The following is an 18682-nucleotide window of genomic DNA, read 5'->3' on the forward strand; positions in this document are numbered from 1 at the left end:
TCTCTTTTTTGCAATGAGCTCTTAACATAAACACAACATTCCGATTAACCTACCCTAGGGATAAAGCTTTAACGCCTAAGGGGAAAAAATAAACTACGCTATATTTTTTTGATTCTAAAAATCCACCTTTTATGTTAACAAAATTCAGAGGCTAAAGATCGTTATTTAGAATTATTCTATTTTTCAAATAAAGTCAATTTTAACAATATATGCACCATTATAACATTTTATAACATCATGTAATTTCCGCTGGGCAGGTTTCAATTTCTTGTAGCTATCAATGATGTAAAGATATTTATCTTTATACTTAATTTCCTTTAATCCAGGATTTTGAACATACAATTCAGAATTAATATCTAATCGTTCCGAAGACTCGAAAATTACCACGCCATACTCTTCAAGAGCATTTTTTCCAAAAGAAAAATCAATCAGCGAAAGATTTATAAAGCGTTTCGGATTATACCTGAATTCGACCAATAAGCGATTCAAATTTTCACTCACTTGATTCAAATTATAATAGAGATCATTGTCATTTAAAAGTGCACCTATCGTACCCTCACCTCTATTTATTTTGTTCATTATCGAATCGGTTGTAGCCAAAATATAGTCCAGACTCATTAGTGTCTGATGCAAGCTTGCTCGCCGTAAAGAATCGCTTATCGCGGACACATTACTCAAAATATTAGAAATCTCCTCGTTATTATTTTTCAGATTACCCGTGATGCTATTTACATTCTGCAAAATGGAACTGATTCTCACGGACTCTCCTTGTATTAAGGTATCCAAATTTCCCGAGGCACCCTCCAAATTACGCAATGTCCGGTCGATACTTCCGAAACTATTACTTAAATTCTTTTTTGTCTCTTCATTAAATAATCCTTGAACGATCAACATCACGGAATCCAATGACCCTAGCAAACGCTCGGCTTTCTGTTTCAATGGCAACATTTGTTGGCTCACCTGTTCCATAAGTCCACGTTCCACTTGCGACCGCAAGGTATCTCCACTTACCGCAGACACGCGGGAATCTCCCGGCATTAAAGCAATGACTTTTGAACCCATTAAATCAGCACTCTGAATCATGGCCAATGTATTTGATGGTAGTTCCAGCCCTTTATTCACCGAGAACTTCACGAGTACCCGATCAAACCTTTCCCCCGTAAACTGGATTGAAATCACTTGGCCTACCTGATATCCCCGGTAAATAACGCCACTAGACACTTTCAACCCTTCCACACTATCATACACACCATAAAATGTACTTTTGGATTCAAACAGGGACGAACCTTTTAAGAAATTTATTCCCCAAATCAAGATAAAAACCGCAGCCAACGCGGTCAGGGCTAATTTCGCTTCTCTTTTAATTTTCATGAGTATTATTTTATTTCTTCATTCATTTCTTCTATTCTAACTTTCTTGCTTCTGCCACGGAAATCTGTTTTCCTTTATAGACCGCAATAACAAAGCAATCCTTTACCGTTTTTCGAACTTCCTGCTGAAACTCTAACGCTTTCTCGTAACTCGAAGTTTTCTTCACATAATACCGGTAACGATCTATTCCCTTCAATACCTCCACCTTGTCTTTCAATTTCAGATACCGGAAATCCTTTATTCGTGTCTTGGAAGATGCTACTTGTATGGCATAAAACAAATCATTCTTATCGGATTCCCCAACAACCTTCTCGACCTCTTTCTTTTCTACCGTAGAAGTTTTCTGATTTTGCTTTTGCACCTGCGAAGTCTGTTTTTGCTCCACTTTTTGTTCTTCCAGTCCTCCGGTCAACACGACACTGTTACGTTCCACGCTATTTTTATATGCTTGAAAAGCCGCAAATATCGCCCGGGCTATATTGGTTTGTCCTGACTCAGACGTTAAAATCTTTTGATCATGCGGATTCGAAATAAAACCAGTCTCAATCAGGACTGCCGGCATCCCCACGTCCATCAACACGATAAATCCCGCTTGCCTCACTTCCCGATCCGGCATACGAGTTCTCGCTATTAACTCCTTTTGAATAGGTGCAGCAAATTCCATACTATTTTTCAAGTGACTATTTTTCAAAAAATTAAACATGATATATGACTCCGCTTTTTTCGGATCAAAACCATCATATTTCACTGAATAATCCTCTTCGTAATGAATGGCCTCGTTCTCCTTCATGGCAACTTGAAAACTGGCCTCTGACTTGTGTAACCCCAGCACGTAAGTTTCCACGCCTCTCACGCTCGATTTGGAAAACTTGTTCACGTGAATGGAGATAAACAATTGCGCTTTCGCTTTATTCGCTATCCGTCCCCGTTCCCTCAAATCCACGGCGACATCCTTGGTCCGCGTGTACACGATATTCAAATCGGGATAGGCATTTTTCACCAACTTTCCCAATTTTAAGGCTATCGCCAACGTTATATCTTTCTCCCTCAACTTCCCACTAATAGCTCCCGGATCTTTTCCTCCATGTCCGGCATCAATACAAATACAATTTATTTTCCCCAAAGTCTCTTGTGCCATCAAAGAATTCAAACCTTCTAATAAAAAGATTACCAACAAGAAACATATGAACCGGCACTGATTTATCATGTATTTAAAACTTTTTAAAAAGAATCATGAGCATTAACAACCATTATTTCTTACATTTGCAAAGCAAAAATGCAATATGCGTAATGCAATAATTAGTCACAAAAATAATTATAAAATTGCAAGTTAGATTATATACAGGGCTTTTTATTAAGAAATGTATCATTTTAACAATGATCGCCCTGCCCGTAATACTCTCGTCAAATGGCTTGGCGTCCGAGATTATTTTCGGACAAGACCTCTTTATCACAACCATTGACACAACGGGACAACCCGGTGATAGCATTCGTATCGTTTATGACTCCGCAGGCATCCCGATAGATACCATTCGTAACGATTCCGCACAACCCAAACCTCTATTCAAAGACCTCGTCAAATATAACGCAGACGATTCGGTCAAATTTTCAATACAAGAGAAAAAAGTATATCTGTACGGAAATGGTTTCGTGAAATACCTGGCAACCGAGTTAAAAGCTGATTACATCGAACTCGACATGGATAAAAAACTAGCCATGGCAACAGGAGTACTCGATTCTGTAGGAAAATTGAAAGGAACTCCCAAATTTAAAGACGGTGGACAAGAATTTGAAAGTACCGAATTGCACTATAATTTTGACACAAAAAAAGGTTATGTAACCGAGATCATCACCCAAGAAGGAGAAGGTTATATCCAAGGAAAAATCACCAAAAAGATGAGTGACTCCGTCTATTGCGTGAAACACGGTATGTACACGACCTGCGATGAACACAACCACCCACACTTCGGGCTTAACATGAGCAAAGCGAAGATGATCAAGGATAAAAAGATATTTGTCGGTTTCACCAACTTGGAATTAGAAGGTATTCCCTTGCCGATATTCATTCCTTTCGGCTTTTTCCCGGTCACGAAAAAAGCCACGTCGGGAATTATCATGCCCACTTACGGAGAGGAACGGATGAGAGGATTTAACTTAAGAGGTGGTGGATACTATATTTATATCAATGACTACATTGACATGAACATCACCGGGGATATTTACACCAACGGTTCTTGGGGATTACAATACGCCACCCAATATCGCAAAAGGTATAAATTCAATGGTAATCTGAACTTCACGATCAGTAAAAACTATGTCAGTGAAAAGGGATTGCCTGATTATCAAGAATCATCCGACTGGTCTGTACGCTGGACTCACACGCAGGATGGCAAAGCAAACCCGTACAGTTCATTCTCGGCCTCCGTGGATATGTCATCCGCCAACAACAACTACTATAATGCTAACACGGTGAACGGTATCGCCAACCAAAGAAAGCAATCCAGTATTTCGTGGAGTAAAAAATGGCCGGAAAGCCCGTTCAGTTTGAGTGGCTCGTTCAATCACAGCCAGAACAGTCGGGATACCTCTATTGCTATAACATTGCCGAATTTGAGTCTCCGTATGACACAAATCTATCCTTTCCGTAAAAAAGGGAAAAGTGGTGAAATGAAATGGTATGACAATATTGGTGTTTCTTATTCTGCCGAATTAAGGAACAGTATCCAAACCAAAGAAAACAAATTATTCAAATCCTCTTTTGAAAGAGATTGGAATAATGGATTCAAACACAATATTCCGATCAGTTTGCAATTTAAGATTGCCAAGGACGTGACCTTTACTCCCTCCTTAAATTACAATGGATACCTGAACCTCAAAACCATTGAAAAGATATGGATTCCGGACACGAGTGCCGCCGGTGGACAATATATCACCCGGGATGTTCCCGGGTTGAATTACTCGCATGACTATTCAGCCAGTGGGTCAATCGGATATACTCCAACTATATATGGTATGTTCATGTTCAAACCAGGATGTAAAGTTGTTGCCATCCGGCACATGATACGTCCATCCATATCGGCATCTTATACCCCTGCCATCAAACCCTTGGGTAAATACAAAAAGAGTTACTTCGATGGAGAAAAAGAGATTGAATATGATATTCACGAAGGTTTAACCTATCGTCCGAATACTACCGGTAGTAAACAATCCGGAAGCATCAGTTTCAGTTTGGATAATAATATAGAAATGAAAGTTCGGAACGACAAGGATACAACTGGAGATGAAGAATTCAAAAAAGTAAAGCTTTTGGAGAGTTTCAGACTTTCGACATCTTATAATCCTTTTGCCGATAGTATGAACTTTTCAAACATCTCCATAAGCGCACGTACCAAAATATTGAATAACAAAGTTGATTTGAATTTCAGTGGTACCATTGATCCTTATGCAATAGACACAAACAATATAAGATATAATAAATATCATGGAAAATTAGGACGTTTAACCAACGCAACAATTTCCACTAATTTCAGTTTTTCCGCAGATAACGGACAAAATAAAGAAAAAAAGAACGATCTGGTAGGTGGATTCTATGATGACTACGTTGATTTTGACGTGCCTTGGAATATCAGTGTTAGTTATAACTTCAGTTATTCCAGATCTAACCCTTATAGAAGTCCAACAATCTCTCAGATCATCAACTTCTCGGGAGACCTCTCGTTAACTCCTAAATGGAAACTCGCTTTCCAATCAGGATATGACATTAAAAACAAGGAAGTAACTTCAACTAGTTTTAGTGTCACGAGAGATTTGCATTGCTGGGAAATGACATTTAACTGTATGCCATTCGGACAGCACCAGTCTTATAACTTTGAAATTCACGTCCGATCCTCGTTATTACGAGATTTGAAATTGACCAAACGGGATTCCTGGTATGATCGAAGACTTTAATTTTCAAATAAATAAACGAAATAAAGCAGACATTTAGTCTGCTTTATTTCGTTTATACTATAAGCAAAATTTCTATCTTCTTTGTCTCACCACTTCATACACCAAAATTGCCGCAGCAGCCGAAACATTCAAAGATTCAATTTTCCCATACTGGGGAATTTTAATTTGTTGATCTGCCAACGCCAACAACTCCTCATCAATACCGGTATCTTCTGCCCCCATAATAATCATACACCCTTCCTTCATATCCACTTCGGTATAAAATTTATCAGCTTTCTCCGTGGCAGCAAATAAAGTTAAACCTCTCCGTTTCAATTCTTTTAGCGTCTTTTTGAGATTTTTCTCCCGACAAACGGGCAAATGATACAAAGCCCCGGCTGACGTTTTAATCGCATCGGAAGATATTTTTGCAGAATTCTTATTCGGAATTAAAATAGCACTCACCCCGGCACATTCTGCCGTACGGGCAATTCCGCCCAAATTTCGTACATCAGTAATTCTGTCCAACACAAGTATCAATGGCATTTTCCCTTCCGCCACCACAGAATCCATGACCGTGTTTATATCTTGATAAGGAATTGGAGACACTTCGGCCAAAACTCCTTGATGATTTTTCCCTGCAAACGGTTTAAACACCTCTTCGGGTACATACTGGAACTGAATCTGACGTTCACGCACCAGCGAAAATAATTGTTGGAACAACTCCCCCTTTATTCCCTGACGGAACATCACCTTGTCAATTTCCTTTTCCTCCTGTATAGCCTCCATCACGGCCCGGATTCCGAAAATACACTCTTGTTTAAACTTTGCCATCTTTATTCGTTATTATTAATTTCTAGCTTTCAATTCTTCCAAATGCCCGTTCTCCTCTTCCCACTCTTCCATACAGGCTTCCAAGTGTTTTTTCATCTCGTCATAAGTTTTTAACAACTCATCGTTGATCACGCCTTCTGCCATTTTCCCCTCTGCTTCCCCGATCTTTTGTTCCAAATCAGCAATTTCTCCTTCTAGCTTCTCGATTTTCACTTCCGACTTCTTGATCTCTTTATTCCATTGTTTCCGTTCCTCAAAAGCGATCTTATTTTCAGAAACACTCTCCTCTTCCACAACATTCTCTTGCTGCAACTTCCGAGGATGCATCTGTTCATATTCCCGGAAACATTCCAGTTTCTTAGCCTCTAGGAAATGTGCGACACCTCCCAGGTATTCCTTTATTCCCTTGTTGGCGAATTCATACACCTTATCTGCCAACCCAAGCAGGAAATCCCGGTCATGGGAAACGACAATCACTGTACCTTCGAATTTCTTCAACGCATCCTTTAATACATCTTTCGTGCGCATATCCAAATGATTCGTCGGCTCATCCAATATCAATACGTTATAAGGCTCCAATAATAAACGTACCATCGCCAAACGGGTGCGCTCACCCCCGGAAAGTACTTTCACTTTCTTGTCAACATCCTCACCGGAAAACAGAAAAGCTCCTAGTATATCCCGGATTTTCTTCCGAATCTCACCTACTGCCACTTGATCTACCGTATCCAGAACACTCAACGAAGGATCAAGTAAATCAGCTTGATTCTGTGCAAAATACCCGATATTCACGTTATATCCGATTTTCAAATTTCCCTCATAAGGGATCTGATCCATGATCATCTTCACCAAAGTTGTTTTACCCTCTCCGTTTCTTCCGACAAAAGCAACTTTCTCTCCTCTCAGCACATCCAGATTCACTTCATGTAATACCACGTGATCGCCATACGCTTTACTTAAATCCCGACCACACACGACAATATCTCCCGAACGAACGGCCGGTTGAAACCGCACGTTAATCCGTGCAGAATCTTCCTGTTCTACCTCTATTCGTTCTATTTTTTCCAATTGCTTGATTCGGGATTGTACCTGTACCGCTTTCGTCGCCTTATAACGAAAACGCTCGATAAAATCCTCTGTATCCTTAATCTGCTTTTGCTGGTTCTCGTAAGCACGTCGCTGTTGCTCGATACGCTCCTTACGCAATTCAGTAAACCGCGTGTATGACACCTTATAGTCATATATCTTTCCTAACGAGATCTCAATTGTCCGAGTCGTAATATTATTCAAAAAAGCACGGTCATGCGACACGAGAACCACGGCCCCGGGATAGCCTTGCAAGAATGATTCCAACCAAGATATAGACTCTATGTCTAAATGGTTTGTCGGTTCATCCAACAAAAAAACATCTGGACGTGCCAACAATATTTTAGCCAACTCGATTCGCATACGCCATCCTCCACTAAACTCCTCGCAACGACGTTCCAGATCCTCTTGCCGAAATCCCAATCCTTTTAACACGACCTCAACTTCCCCGTCCATATTATCCGCCCCTCGCATATGCAACATTTCGGTTTTCACATTCAATTTATCAATCAACGCCATGTAACTATCCGACTCATAATCTGTACGCTCTCCCAATTCCCGATGCAAACATTCCAATTCCTCCTGCAAATCCAACACGTCATTAAATGCGGTTTCCGCTTCTTTCCGCACGGTTTTACCCTCTGCATACACTTTCGTCTGTGGCAAATATCCGATTTTCAATCCGGAAGGGACTGATACACTTCCTTCAGAAGGCTCCTGCACCCCGGCCAATATCTTCAATAATGTAGACTTTCCCGCCCCATTACGCCCGGTCAAACCAATCCGATCCCTTTTATTCACCAAAAAAGAAATTGAATCAAGCAACGCGTAATCTCCAAATAAAACACTTACATTATTAACTGAAATCATATCTTATCATGCAAAATAAAACCTTCTATTTTTAACGAGTGCAAATATACGAAACTTATAGACATGGGCAAACGGGTTTCCTGTGTGTTACAAGTTATAAGTTCACAAGTTACAGGTTGCAAATTCAAAATTTGCACATAAAAATAACCTGCAACCCAACGAAATCATATAAAAAATGACAATTATCTTGTTTTATCCATTAAATATTTTTTATATTTGGGAAATTTACAAAGAATACTAACTACATAAAAGAATAAATATGCCCAAAGGAGTATTTAAACTACCGAACATTACCAATGAACCCATCAAAAGTTATGCACCGGGTTCTCCGGAAAGGAAAGAATTGAAATCACAAATCAATCAATTACGTTCTATCGTTGCCGATGTCCCAATGATCATTGACGGGAAAGAAGTTCGCACGGGGAAACTGGTAGATATTCGTCCACCGCATGACCACCATCATTTACTCGGACAATATCATCAAGGGGATGCCAGTCACGTGCAAATGGCAATTGATGCAGCATTAAAAGCTAAACCGGCTTGGGAAAAAATGAATTGGGAAAGTCGAGCTGCTATATTTTTAAAAGCGGCCGATCTTTTAGCAGGACCTTACCGTCAACGTATGAATGCCGTTACGATGTTGGGACAATCTAAAAATGCATTCCAAGCAGAAATCGATTGTGTGGCCGAATTGGCTGATTTTTTCCGTTTCAACGTGAAAAATATGTACGAAATATACCATATGCAACCGAATTCAGCCCCGGGCATCTGGAATCGTACGGTATGGCGCCCTTTGGAGGGATTTGTTTTCGCACTTACTCCATTCAATTTTACCTCTATCGCGGGTAACCTACCGGGAGCCCCGGCGTTAATGGGTAATGTTTGCGTATGGAAGCCATCCAAGACTGCCGTTTACTCGGCACATTTGATCATGGAAATACTAAAAGAAGCCGGATTACCTGACGGTGTCATCAATTTGGTTTACTGTTCAGGCCCGACAGCTGCTGACGTTGTTTTCTCTCATAAAGATTTTGCAGGTATACATTTCACCGGATCAACTCAGGTATTCAATAATATTTGGGCTACTATCGTGAAAAATATCGATAAATACAGAAGCTACCCGAGAATTGTCGGTGAAACCGGAGGCAAGGATTATATCTTCGCCGATCCGACAGCATGTCCTAAAGAAGTGGCAACAGCTATCGTACGCGGGGCTTTCGAGTATCAAGGACAAAAATGTTCAGCCGCCTCACGTGCCTACATTCCTGCCAACATTTGGCCCGAAGTAGAAAACTATGTGCAAGAGGATATGGCAAACATAAAAGTAGGTGGAGTTGAAGATTTCACGAACTTTGTCAACGCAGTTATTGACGAGGCCTCCTTCATGAAATTATCGAATGCGATTGATGCCGCGAACAAGTCAGCAGATGCAGAAGTGATTATCGGTGGACACTATGATATGAGTGCCGGATATTTTATCCAACCGACCATTATCCAAGCCTTCAAACCGGATTACATTACCATGCGAGAAGAATTATTCGGCCCGATTTTAACCGTTTACGTTTACGATCCCGAAAAAGTAGATGAAACATTAGATATTCTTGATAAATCGTCGGCCTATGCTCTTACCGGAGCTATTTTCTCTAAAAATCGTGCAAACATAGAGGAAATGACAGAGCGTTTAACCCACACGGCCGGCAATTTCTACATCAATGATAAACCTACAGGAGCTATTGTTGATCAACAACCTTTCGGAGGAGGTCGTGCATCCGGTACCAATGATAAAGCAGGGACAATCTTTAATTTATTGCGCTGGGTTTCTCCACAAGCTATCAAAGAAACATTTGTCCCAGCAACAAATTATATGTATCCTAATTTCTTAGAAGAATAAAATTTAGCAATTATATATCCATAGTAAACGAGCGTAATTGTAATAGAATTTCCCCCTAGCCCATCCTTTCTTTATGGTTGGGCTACTCTTTCTCTAGACCATGAACATATCATGAAAAAAGTTGATGCTTCCGATTCACAGCATAAAAAGTTTCTCGCGATACATTATAAATTCGGCAGACAGCCGACACAGACATTCCCTCGTCAAGCAAATGACGAATCTCTTCCCGGTTATCCAGCAATACATTTTGTTTACCTTTTCCTGGCGGGCGTCCCAAACGCACTCCCTCAGACTTCCGGTGAGCTAAAGCTTCTTTAGTTCTCATCGAAATTAGATTATGCTCGATTTCTGCCACCAAGGCAAAAGCAAAAGCTAAGACTTTACTATTAATACTATTGTCAAAAGCATAACCGTCTTTCGTGCTATAAACCGTTATATTCATTTCAAGACAACGATGAAGTATAGACATTATGTCTAGCAAAGTCCGGCTCAATCGGGATAATTCAGTAACGATTAACACGTCTCCCTTCTTTAAACTTTTCAACAATCGGCCCAACTTCCGGTCATTCTCTTTCTTTTTACCACTCACAACTTCCGTAACCCAACGGTTTACGGTTAAGTTCTTTCGTGCTGCAAACTTTTCAATTTCTTCTTTTTGATTTTCAGGATGTTGTTTCCCAGTACTTACTCTTAAATATGCTATTGTCATAATTCTTCCACATTATAAAATAAATTAAAACAAAGACATTAATAACTATTTTATGAAATAATCAGAAACACAAACATAAACAAACCAATCACACAGGTGTCAAATAAAACGTTCATTTTGCTAGACACTGCTTTTGGCACGAATGATAAGATTTTTTTATATACCTTTTCTTTCGTGTAAAGGTCTTGTTAGTAATATTTTTGCAAGAATTCATCATGTTTCTTCTAAAATTTGCTATATTTGTCTAGCAAAATGAACGTTTTGTCTGACAAATTGTTTTAAATAAGGCGTTAAATCATATGAAAATCATATTTACATTCAGATGTAGAATTATATAACAAATTGATTATGAACAAAAGAGAACTCACTAAAAAAGTCGCAGAAAGAAGTGGACACACTCAAGCAACTTCAGCATTAATCATTAACACCTTTATCAGTTGTATACTGGAATCTCTTGAAGCAGGTGAAAAAGTTACAATTCAAGACTTTGGAACGTTAGCCGTAAAGCAACAAAAAACAAGAGAAAGGTTTAATTTGATCACTAAAAAAGTGGAAAAATATGACTCGTACGATTATATCAAGTTTATCACTAGTAAATCGTTAAAGAACAAGCAAAAAGCGAGAAGTTTAGAGGCAAAAAAATAGAGATACACATGTATCTCTATTTTTTTGCAATTAGTTTTATCGTTAAAGGATTACGATGTGCTCCTGGTCTGTTAGTTTCTCGCAATAGTGACATTTCAACACGATAGGAGAACTTCCGACAACATCAAATTTTGTACGAACATTCTGATTGTTCGTGATACATTTCGGGTTTACACATTTAACAATTCCCTCTACGTGCTCTGGAACCATAACCGCTTTTTTCTCTGCCACTTCAAAATCCTTTATGATATTGATTTTAGCCGTTGGAGCAACCAATGCCAACTTGTTAATCTCGTCATCCTTTAGGAATTTGTCCCAAATTTTAATAATTCCCTTCTTTCCCAATTTACTGCTAATCAAATTGTAACCAAAAGTTACCGTATTCTCCAGATTTTGAATCCCTAACACGTTAATCACGTCAAATAATTTCTCCGCAGGAATATGATCTATTACCGTTCCGTTTTCCACGGCACTAACCTGTAATTCTTTCTTTGCTGCCATATCTTTTTATCCTTTAATTACCATTTTAAATCTAATGCTTTGAAAATAATTGCTTGACGAGTATACACCCCGTTCAAAGCTTGCTGGAAGTAGTATGCTTTCTTGTTCGTGTCCACATCTTCACTGATCTCATTCACACGAGGTAGCGGGTGGAGGATTCTCATGTTATCTTTTGTCCCTGCCAGCATGGAGTTTTTCAAGATATAAACATTCTTCACTTTCTCGTACTCCAATGGATCTGCAAAACGTTCACGTTGTACGCGTGTCATATAAAGAATGTCCGCATCATTGATCACATCATCCAACTCCGTGTGCTCGTAGTAAGGAATATGTAAGTCATCCAAGAACAACTTGTAAGCTTTCGGCATCTCCAATTCTTTCGGGGAAATAAAGTGGAACGTCGGGTTAAAATGACTCATGGCTTGTAATAAGGAGTGAACTGTTCTTCCGTATTTCAAGTCCCCGACCATAAAAATATTCAGATTTTCAAGGGTCCCCTGCGTTTTATAGATAGAATACAAATCCAACATGGTTTGAGTCGGGTGTTGGTTAGCTCCATCTCCCGCATTAATTACCGGCACATCAGCAACTTCACTGGCAAAACGAGCTGCCCCCTCCAAAGGGTGACGCATCACAATCAAATCGCAGTAGTTATCCACCATCTTGGTCGTATCTTTCAACGATTCCCCCTTTGTCGTACTAGAAGATGAAGCATCGGAAAATCCGACAATACGACCTCCCATTCTACTGATAGCTGTTTCGAAACTCAACCGTGTACGAGTAGATGGCTCGAAAAACAGGGAAGCAACCACTTTACCCTCCAATAAATTGCGATTTGGGTTTTTCTCAAATTCAGAAGCTATTTTCAATACTTCCAAAATGTCCTCTTTCGAGTAGTCGGTAATGGATACTAAGCTACGTTTATTCATAATTCTATATATTAAAAGTGTTTATGTTCATTCATATATTTTTCAGTATAAAAAAAAACCAACAATGTCAACTAACGACAATGTTGGTTTTTTGTATCTTGTTAGAATAACGATCATGTCTCTGCCTAAACTGCAGGCATAAAAACAATCTTCGCCGAATATTTTGATGTTCTATCTTCATATCGGAATACAAAATTATGCATAATTTTCATCCTAACAAAACGATTTCCCAATTTATTTTCCAAAATATTTCTCATGAAATATCAAACTACAGACGGGAAGCTATCTGATCTACTATATCTTTAGCAACTTCCAGTTTTGTTTTTAACTCATAGACCGTCCTATTCCCCGCTTTATCCATGATTGTTACCTTGTTCGTATCCACTCCAAAACCCGCCCCTTTATCATTCAAGCTATTCAAGACGATCATGTCCAAATTCTTTCGTTGCATCTTAGAAAGAGCATTCACCTCTTCGTCATTTGTTTCCAAGGCAAAGCCAACTAATAGTTGTGAAGCATTCTTCATTTTTCCCAATTCTGCAGCAATATCCTTTGTCGGCAACAATTCCAACACCAGATCATCCTTTCCTCGCTTAATCTTATGATCAGCTTTCTCTTTCGGGGTGAAATCAGCCACAGCGGCACTTAAAACCGCTACATCACTATTGGCAAATTCCCTAGATGTCACTTCATACATCTGGGCAGCAGACTCCACATCTACCCGACGAATTGCCGGATGGTGCGTCTTCAGGTTCACTGGACCACACACAAGTACCACCTCTGCCCCTCGTCCTGCAAGCTCTTCCGCTATAGCCAATCCCATTTTACCGGAAGAATAGTTCCCGATGAAACGAACAGGATCTATTTTCTCGTATGTAGGTCCCGCAGTTACCACCACCTTTTTACCTTTAAAATCAACTTGACTAGCAAAATAAGCAGTTATAAAAGAAACAATCCTTTCCGGTTCCTCCATCCGTCCTTTTCCGACCAAACCACTAGCTAGCTCCCCGCTTTCTGGCTCGATAATAATATTGCCAAAAGATTGCAATACCTTCAAGTTTCGCTGTGTCGCCGGATGTTTATACATATCCAAATCCATTGCGGGAGCAACCATTACCGGACATTTGGCAGACAGGTAAGTTGTCAATAAAAGATTATCAGCAATGCCTCCCGCCATCTTCCCGATTGTATTTGCCGAAGCCGGGGCTATCAAATACAAGTCAGCCCACAATCCCAGATCAACGTGCGAGTTCCAATCTCCATTTTCCGGATTATAAAAATCAACCATAATCGGACTCTTGGAAAGAGTTGCCATCGTTAAAGGAGTTATGAACTCTTTCGCCAAAGGAGTCATCACCACTTTCACGCTTGCCCCTTCTTTCACAAGCAGACGAGTCAATGTAGCAGCCTTATATGCAGCAATACTACCTGTCACTCCCAGTATAATATGTTTTCCTTTTAACATCACTTAGTTATAACGTTATAAATTCACGATCCTAAAACAACTCTACATCCAAGGAAAGTTGAACTTGTAAAACAAAAAACCTGAAAGCATTTCACTCTCAGGTATATTCTTTTCCTTAAAGACAGGGACTATTCCTCGTCTGCATTATTTGCATCACCTTTCTCTTTCGAGGAAATACGGAAATAAATATCCCCATCCTCAAATTCTTGGGTAGCAATCAACACCGGTTTCGGTAAACGCTCATAATACTTGGAAATCTCGATCTGTTCCCGATTTTCAAATATCTCTTCCAAATTATCCGCATAAGAAGCAAACTCTTGAAGTTTTCTACTTAACTCCTCTTTCATTTCAACCGAAATCTGATTAGCCCTTTTACCGATCACGGCTACCGCCTCGTAGATGTTATCCGCTTTACTAGCCAATGATGCTGGATTCCGGGTAATAGTATTATTCGGCGCTTTAACTTTCTTAAAATCTACCATGGTTAATTTGAATATTATTTGTTTTATCTGATTATTCTTCTTCATCAACATCATACGGTTTCAAGAACTCGTTGATGATTTCATATTTTCGAGCCATTTCCTTGACATAACGACTTTCCGGATACTCATTGAGGAAGTAATAGTACTCCTCTTTAGCAGCATTATAACGCTCGTATTGTTTATCTTCAATACTATTTACAGCCATCTCATACTTGGAATTGAATAGCATATACATGATCTCTTCCCGATATTTTGACCCCGGGTAGTCCTTCAAACAATTCTCAAGACTAACTACAGCTGATTTATATTTTTCTCTTAAATAATAATTTCTCGCACTCAAGTAATCCTTGTAAGACAACTTATCCCGCATCTCGTCCATGTATTCATTAATTTGCTCTTTACGAGAAGAATTCGGGTAACGACTTAGATAAAGTTGAAAACTTTCCATCGCCTTCTCGGTTACAGATTGGTCCAATCGTGCTTTCGGAGAAGCCAGAAAATTACAATAGCCGATCATGTACAGACATTCTTCCGCGTAAGAACTTTCCGGATAAATCGAAACAAATTGTTTGAACAATTCTGCCGCAACTTCGTAATCTTTCTGGTTATAACTACAGAATGCTCGATAATAAGCTACACTCTGTGCCTTGGATGTTCCTTGAAAAACCATCCGAATCCCATCAAACAAATTGGAAGCTTTCGTGTAATCACCATTATTATAATACTCTACCGCTTTTTTATACATAGCCTGAGAATCACCACTTTTCAAAAGTTTCTGATACTCACTACATGAACTCATCAAAATTATTACAAGCAGAAATCCTATAAAATTCTTCATCATAAAGTGCCTTTTTTGCATCACGCAAAGATAAATTATAAATATCAATCCACAAAATAATTTACGACTTATGATTGACGATTTTAGATTTTAAATTAAAAGTGCCCAAGCAACTGAATTTACAAAATTATAACTTGTAACCTATAAACTCGCAACTTTTTTCTTCAGAACAAGAGAAACAAATAAGTATTTAAACGTATTTCCACACCCGAAACTGCAACTTTTCAAAAGAACTTATTTGGAATACATTTTTTTAGTTACCTTTGTTTCCATATTGTAAACAAATAAGATTAAGAATTTCAAAATATTTATCGAAGTGGACATTTTTGAAAGAGTAAGACAACAAAAGGGAAACATTGGTCAATACGCTAAACAGGCTCATGGCTATTTCTCTTTCCCGAAATTAGAGGGCGAAATTGGTCCCCGCATGAAATTCCGTGGTAAGGAAGTTTTAAACTGGAGTTTAAATAATTATATCGGTCTTGCAAACGATCCGGAAGTACGTAAAGCCGACGCCGAGGCTGCTGCAAAATACGGTATGGCTTACCCGATGGGGGCTCGTATGATGAGCGGACAAACTTCTCGTCACGAGTACTTGGAATCTCAATTGGCAGAATTCGTAGGTAAACCGGATGCGTTCTTATTAAATTTCGGTTACCAGGGAATGGTTTCCATCATCGATGCCATGACCAGTCGTCATGATTGTATCGTGTATGATGCCGAAGACCATGCTTGTATCATGGACGGTCTTCGTCTATCTCCGGCAAAAAGATATGTGTACCAGCACAACGACATGGAAAGTTTACGCAAGCAACTAGAAAGAGCAACCAAATGGGTAGAAAACACCGGTGGTGGTATTCTAGTTGTTACGGAAGGTTTGTTTGGAATGGCTGGAGACCTTGGGAAATTGGACGAAATTGTTGCGATGAAAAAGGACTTTAACTTCCGCTTGCTCGTGGATGATGCACACGGATTCGGAACCATGGGACCTCATGGAGCCGGAACAGGTGATCATTTCGGAGTAATGGACGGTATTGACCTTTACTTCGCCACTTTCGCAAAAGCAATGGCCGGAATCGGAGCATTTATCGCTTGTGATGAAGATATCTGCATGTATTTGAGATACAATATGCGTTCTCAGACTTTTGCGAAATCACTCCCGATGCCTATGGTTGAAGGTGCGATCAAACGTTTGGAATTATTGAGAACCAGACCTGAATTACGCGAGAGATTATGGACTATCGTTCGTGCTTTACAAGCCGGGTTAAAAGCTGACGGTCTGAATATTGGAAGAACCAATTCTCCCGTAACTCCCGTTTACCTATCTGGTAGCGTGGCTGAAGGGACCCAAGTAGCCATGGACTTAAGAGAGAACTATAACTTGTTCTGTTCTATCGTGGTTTATCCGGTTATTCCGAAAGGTCAGTTATTACTCCGCTTGATCCCGACTGCTATGCATACTTTAGAAGACGTGGAATACACAGTAAAAGCATTTAAAAATGTTGCTAAAAAATTAGCCAACGGAGAATACAATAAAGACGTGGTTGTTGATGCCAACGCTCTTTAATATTCCAAGAAGCTATATAATAATATAAATCAGCCCCGAAATTCAGATATTGAACATTCGGGGCTGATTTATTATTTCCCTGTGTCACAAACCTCTCGCTTCAATACGACCCGGAGACCTAAAGCTCTCTTTTTTTTAATTCTTACTTTCTGTACTTGATACCCCTCCTTGACAAAATCTTCCACGGTCCAATGATTGCGGATTTAAGCAATACTTACAATGTAATGGGCAGCCATGAAACGCCACCAACGTAGAAACCCCTTGCCCGTCCGTTTGTAAACGATGACGAGCAATTCCAATAACTTTGGGAAGAACTTCCGCACTCTTCATCTTCAAAATTATATTCCGACCTCCACATACCCACTAAACACCAATTCCCTATCACCTCGTTCACATAAAGTTTGTGCTATACATTTTGCCGTTCTCGCCACCTTTCCCTCGAATAAAACCTTCCCTTTATAAGTCACCTTGACAGGTTTATCCATATCCACCATACGATCATTTAAATAAATTCTCAACTTCGAATAATCACAGGTTTCTATTTCAATCTCATTACCGGAAAGCTCAGCTACCACTGTCATTCCCGGACGAGCTGTTTCTAGGTCTACTCCCAACCAATACATGAAAGGACGTACGACTTCTTCTTGACGCCAAACAATCTCTTTCGGCAAAGCATTTCGCTTATATTTTGTCATCCATGCGATTGCCACCGTATCCGCCCGATCCATCCAATGCCCTTTCCCCTTCACAATATGTGATTCATGTATATAACCTGCCGGTTCTACTCGTTGCAAAGAATCCATCACTAGTCCTTTCTCCACGGCCAACTTATTCCGGTCATAAGCTCCATCATACTCCCCCATCCAAATCATGAAAGGCACATGCCGCAAATTCACTTGCGACGCTTCTCCCGGATGTCCGGCCATCATAGAAGCAGCAGCCCAACGATCAGCCATACGGGGAGCCATCCTCCAGACACCATCGCCTCCAGCAGAATACCCCAGCAAATATACCTTATCAGGATTAACTCCCATCTCCACAACGGCAGTCTGAATCAAAGCTTCAAAAAACTCGTCCAATCCCGGTTTAAACCACATATTCCAATCATCCCAAGGAGCCCTTGGAGCCACGTAAACTCCCTCCCGAGGTTCATACAAACGAATCTGATTCCTCCATTGCTGCGTGTTCAATGCTTCCGGTGCATTCCCCCCTCCATGCATAGAAATAAACAAACTCCTTCCATCTTCCGGACGTTCGCCGAACACCCGATAATCGAACTTCATCTGCAACCCCTCTCTGGAAAAATTTTTCAACATCCAAAAACGATGATATTTTTTCTTCACCTCCTTCTCCCACGCTTCAAGCAAAACCTGTTCCGCCTCAATCGCACCCTTCGCTGTCAGTTTTTTGTCGGCAAACCTTTGATCTGCCACATTTCCCAATGTATTCTCCTTCAAGTATTTTTTCAACTTTCCCGTATTCTGTGCAAATACCCCCGCACTTACAAGTACATAAAGTACTAACAATCTAATTTTCATCATATTCATTCCACAATTATCATATTCGA

Annotated in this window: 15 protein-coding genes and 1 pseudogene; 4 read left to right on the forward strand and 12 right to left on the reverse strand. The window is 39.8% G+C overall.

What is annotated here, in order from left to right; genetic code table 11:
* Positions 1 to 183: 183 nt before the first annotated feature.
* Entirely contained in the window at positions 184 to 1371 is a 1188-nt protein-coding gene (locus D8S85_RS07910) for an MlaD family protein (RefSeq protein ID WP_106480229.1), read from the reverse strand.
* 31 nt (positions 1372 to 1402) lie between these two features.
* A complete protein-coding gene (locus tag D8S85_RS07915; protein WP_106480230.1) occupies positions 1403 to 2578 on the reverse strand; it encodes an N-acetylmuramoyl-L-alanine amidase family protein in 1176 nt (391 codons plus the stop codon).
* Between the two features lie 116 nt (positions 2579 to 2694).
* On the opposite strand from D8S85_RS07915, the gene D8S85_RS07920 reads away from it, so the two are divergent.
* A complete protein-coding gene (locus D8S85_RS07920) occupies positions 2695 to 5319 on the forward strand; it encodes a putative LPS assembly protein LptD (RefSeq protein ID WP_228423158.1) in 2625 nt (874 codons plus the stop codon).
* 72 nt (positions 5320 to 5391) lie between these two features.
* Here D8S85_RS07920 and rlmB read toward each other — a convergent pair whose 3' ends face one another.
* Positions 5392 to 6132 (reverse strand): 23S rRNA (guanosine(2251)-2'-O)-methyltransferase RlmB, encoded by a 741-nt coding sequence (gene rlmB / locus D8S85_RS07925; protein ID WP_106480232.1) that lies wholly within the window; start codon positions 6130 to 6132, stop codon positions 5392 to 5394.
* Positions 6133 to 6147: 15 nt separating this feature from the next.
* Complete coding sequence (gene abc-f, locus D8S85_RS07930; protein ID WP_127074959.1) at positions 6148 to 8088, reverse strand: ribosomal protection-like ABC-F family protein; 1941 nt, start codon at positions 8086 to 8088, stop codon at positions 6148 to 6150.
* Between the two features lie 259 nt (positions 8089 to 8347).
* Here abc-f and pruA point away from each other — a divergent pair, with 259 nt between their 5' ends.
* Entirely contained in the window at positions 8348 to 9979 is a 1632-nt protein-coding gene (gene pruA / locus D8S85_RS07935) for an L-glutamate gamma-semialdehyde dehydrogenase (protein WP_106480234.1), read from the forward strand.
* 109 nt (positions 9980 to 10088) lie between these two features.
* On the opposite strand, the gene D8S85_RS07940 is transcribed toward pruA, so the two are convergent.
* Positions 10089 to 10688, reverse strand: a complete 600-nt coding sequence (locus tag D8S85_RS07940) for a recombinase family protein (protein ID WP_106480235.1) — start codon at positions 10686 to 10688, stop codon at positions 10089 to 10091.
* Between the two features lie 342 nt (positions 10689 to 11030).
* On the opposite strand from D8S85_RS07940, the gene D8S85_RS07945 reads away from it, so the two are divergent.
* Positions 11031 to 11333, forward strand: coding sequence for an HU family DNA-binding protein (locus D8S85_RS07945; protein ID WP_262495153.1), 303 nt, complete (start codon positions 11031 to 11033; stop codon positions 11331 to 11333).
* 42 nt (positions 11334 to 11375) lie between these two features.
* Here D8S85_RS07945 and pyrI read toward each other — a convergent pair whose 3' ends face one another.
* The 5 genes from pyrI to D8S85_RS07970 form a co-directional block, all read right to left on the reverse strand.
* A complete protein-coding gene (gene pyrI / locus D8S85_RS07950) occupies positions 11376 to 11834 on the reverse strand; it encodes an aspartate carbamoyltransferase regulatory subunit (RefSeq protein ID WP_106480237.1) in 459 nt (152 codons plus the stop codon).
* A 17-nt stretch (positions 11835 to 11851) separates the two neighbouring features.
* Positions 11852 to 12763: an aspartate carbamoyltransferase gene (gene pyrB, locus D8S85_RS07955; protein ID WP_106480238.1), complete on the reverse strand. Its 912-nt coding sequence runs from the start codon at positions 12761 to 12763 to the stop codon at positions 11852 to 11854.
* A 268-nt stretch (positions 12764 to 13031) separates the two neighbouring features.
* The gene (gene coaBC / locus D8S85_RS07960) at positions 13032 to 14228 is read right to left on the reverse strand and encodes a bifunctional phosphopantothenoylcysteine decarboxylase/phosphopantothenate--cysteine ligase CoaBC (RefSeq protein WP_106480239.1); all 1197 of its coding nucleotides are present in this window, start codon (positions 14226 to 14228) and stop codon (positions 13032 to 13034) included.
* A gap of 128 nt (positions 14229 to 14356) precedes the next feature.
* Complete coding sequence (locus D8S85_RS07965; protein WP_106625020.1) at positions 14357 to 14710, reverse strand: DNA-directed RNA polymerase subunit omega; 354 nt, start codon at positions 14708 to 14710, stop codon at positions 14357 to 14359.
* Between the two features lie 31 nt (positions 14711 to 14741).
* Positions 14742 to 15551 carry an outer membrane protein assembly factor BamD gene (locus tag D8S85_RS07970; RefSeq protein ID WP_106480240.1) on the reverse strand — a complete coding sequence of 270 codons (810 nt, stop codon included), beginning with the start codon at positions 15549 to 15551 and terminating at the stop codon, positions 14742 to 14744.
* A 313-nt stretch (positions 15552 to 15864) separates the two neighbouring features.
* Between D8S85_RS07970 and D8S85_RS07975 the strand changes: the two genes are divergently transcribed.
* Positions 15865 to 17115, forward strand: a complete 1251-nt coding sequence (locus D8S85_RS07975; RefSeq protein ID WP_106480241.1) for an aminotransferase class I/II-fold pyridoxal phosphate-dependent enzyme — start codon at positions 15865 to 15867, stop codon at positions 17113 to 17115.
* Positions 17116 to 17304: 189 nt separating this feature from the next.
* On the opposite strand, the pseudogene D8S85_RS07980 reads toward D8S85_RS07975, so the two are convergent.
* Both D8S85_RS07980 and D8S85_RS07985 read right to left on the reverse strand, forming a co-directional pair.
* Positions 17305 to 17445, reverse strand: a pseudogene (locus D8S85_RS07980) (4Fe-4S cluster-binding domain-containing protein); the annotation flags it as partial.
* 8 nt (positions 17446 to 17453) lie between these two features.
* On the reverse strand, positions 17454 to 18656 hold the full coding sequence (locus D8S85_RS07985) for an alpha/beta hydrolase (protein WP_181951150.1): 1203 nt from the start codon (positions 18654 to 18656) through the stop codon (positions 17454 to 17456).
* Between the last annotated feature and the right edge of the window lie 26 nt (positions 18657 to 18682).

The organism is Butyricimonas faecalis (assembly GCF_003991565.1).
Classification (GTDB): Bacteria; Bacteroidota; Bacteroidia; order Bacteroidales; family Marinifilaceae; genus Butyricimonas; species Butyricimonas faecalis.

What these genes read in the sequence shown, in the direction of transcription:
- D8S85_RS07910 (WP_106480229.1), bottom strand. Translation starts at nt 1,371, where the DNA reads ATGAAAATTAAAAGAGAAGCGAAATTAGCCCTGACCGCGTTGGCTGCG.
- D8S85_RS07915 (WP_106480230.1), bottom strand. Translation starts at nt 2,578, where the DNA reads ATGATAAATCAGTGCCGGTTCATATGTTTCTTGTTGGTAATCTTTTTA.
- rlmB (WP_106480232.1), bottom strand. Translation starts at nt 6,132, where the DNA reads ATGGCAAAGTTTAAACAAGAGTGTATTTTCGGAATCCGGGCCGTGATG.
- abc-f (WP_127074959.1), bottom strand. Translation starts at nt 8,088, where the DNA reads ATGATTTCAGTTAATAATGTAAGTGTTTTATTTGGAGATTACGCGTTG.
- pruA (WP_106480234.1), top strand. Translation starts at nt 8,348, where the DNA reads ATGCCCAAAGGAGTATTTAAACTACCGAACATTACCAATGAACCCATC.
- D8S85_RS07940 (WP_106480235.1), bottom strand. Translation starts at nt 10,688, where the DNA reads ATGACAATAGCATATTTAAGAGTAAGTACTGGGAAACAACATCCTGAA.
- pyrI (WP_106480237.1), bottom strand. Translation starts at nt 11,834, where the DNA reads ATGGCAGCAAAGAAAGAATTACAGGTTAGTGCCGTGGAAAACGGAACG.
- pyrB (WP_106480238.1), bottom strand. Translation starts at nt 12,763, where the DNA reads ATGAATAAACGTAGCTTAGTATCCATTACCGACTACTCGAAAGAGGAC.
- coaBC (WP_106480239.1), bottom strand. Translation starts at nt 14,228, where the DNA reads ATGTTAAAAGGAAAACATATTATACTGGGAGTGACAGGTAGTATTGCT.
- D8S85_RS07965 (WP_106625020.1), bottom strand. Translation starts at nt 14,710, where the DNA reads ATGGTAGATTTTAAGAAAGTTAAAGCGCCGAATAATACTATTACCCGG.
- D8S85_RS07970 (WP_106480240.1), bottom strand. Translation starts at nt 15,551, where the DNA reads ATGATGAAGAATTTTATAGGATTTCTGCTTGTAATAATTTTGATGAGT.
- D8S85_RS07985 (WP_181951150.1), bottom strand. Translation starts at nt 18,656, where the DNA reads ATGATGAAAATTAGATTGTTAGTACTTTATGTACTTGTAAGTGCGGGG.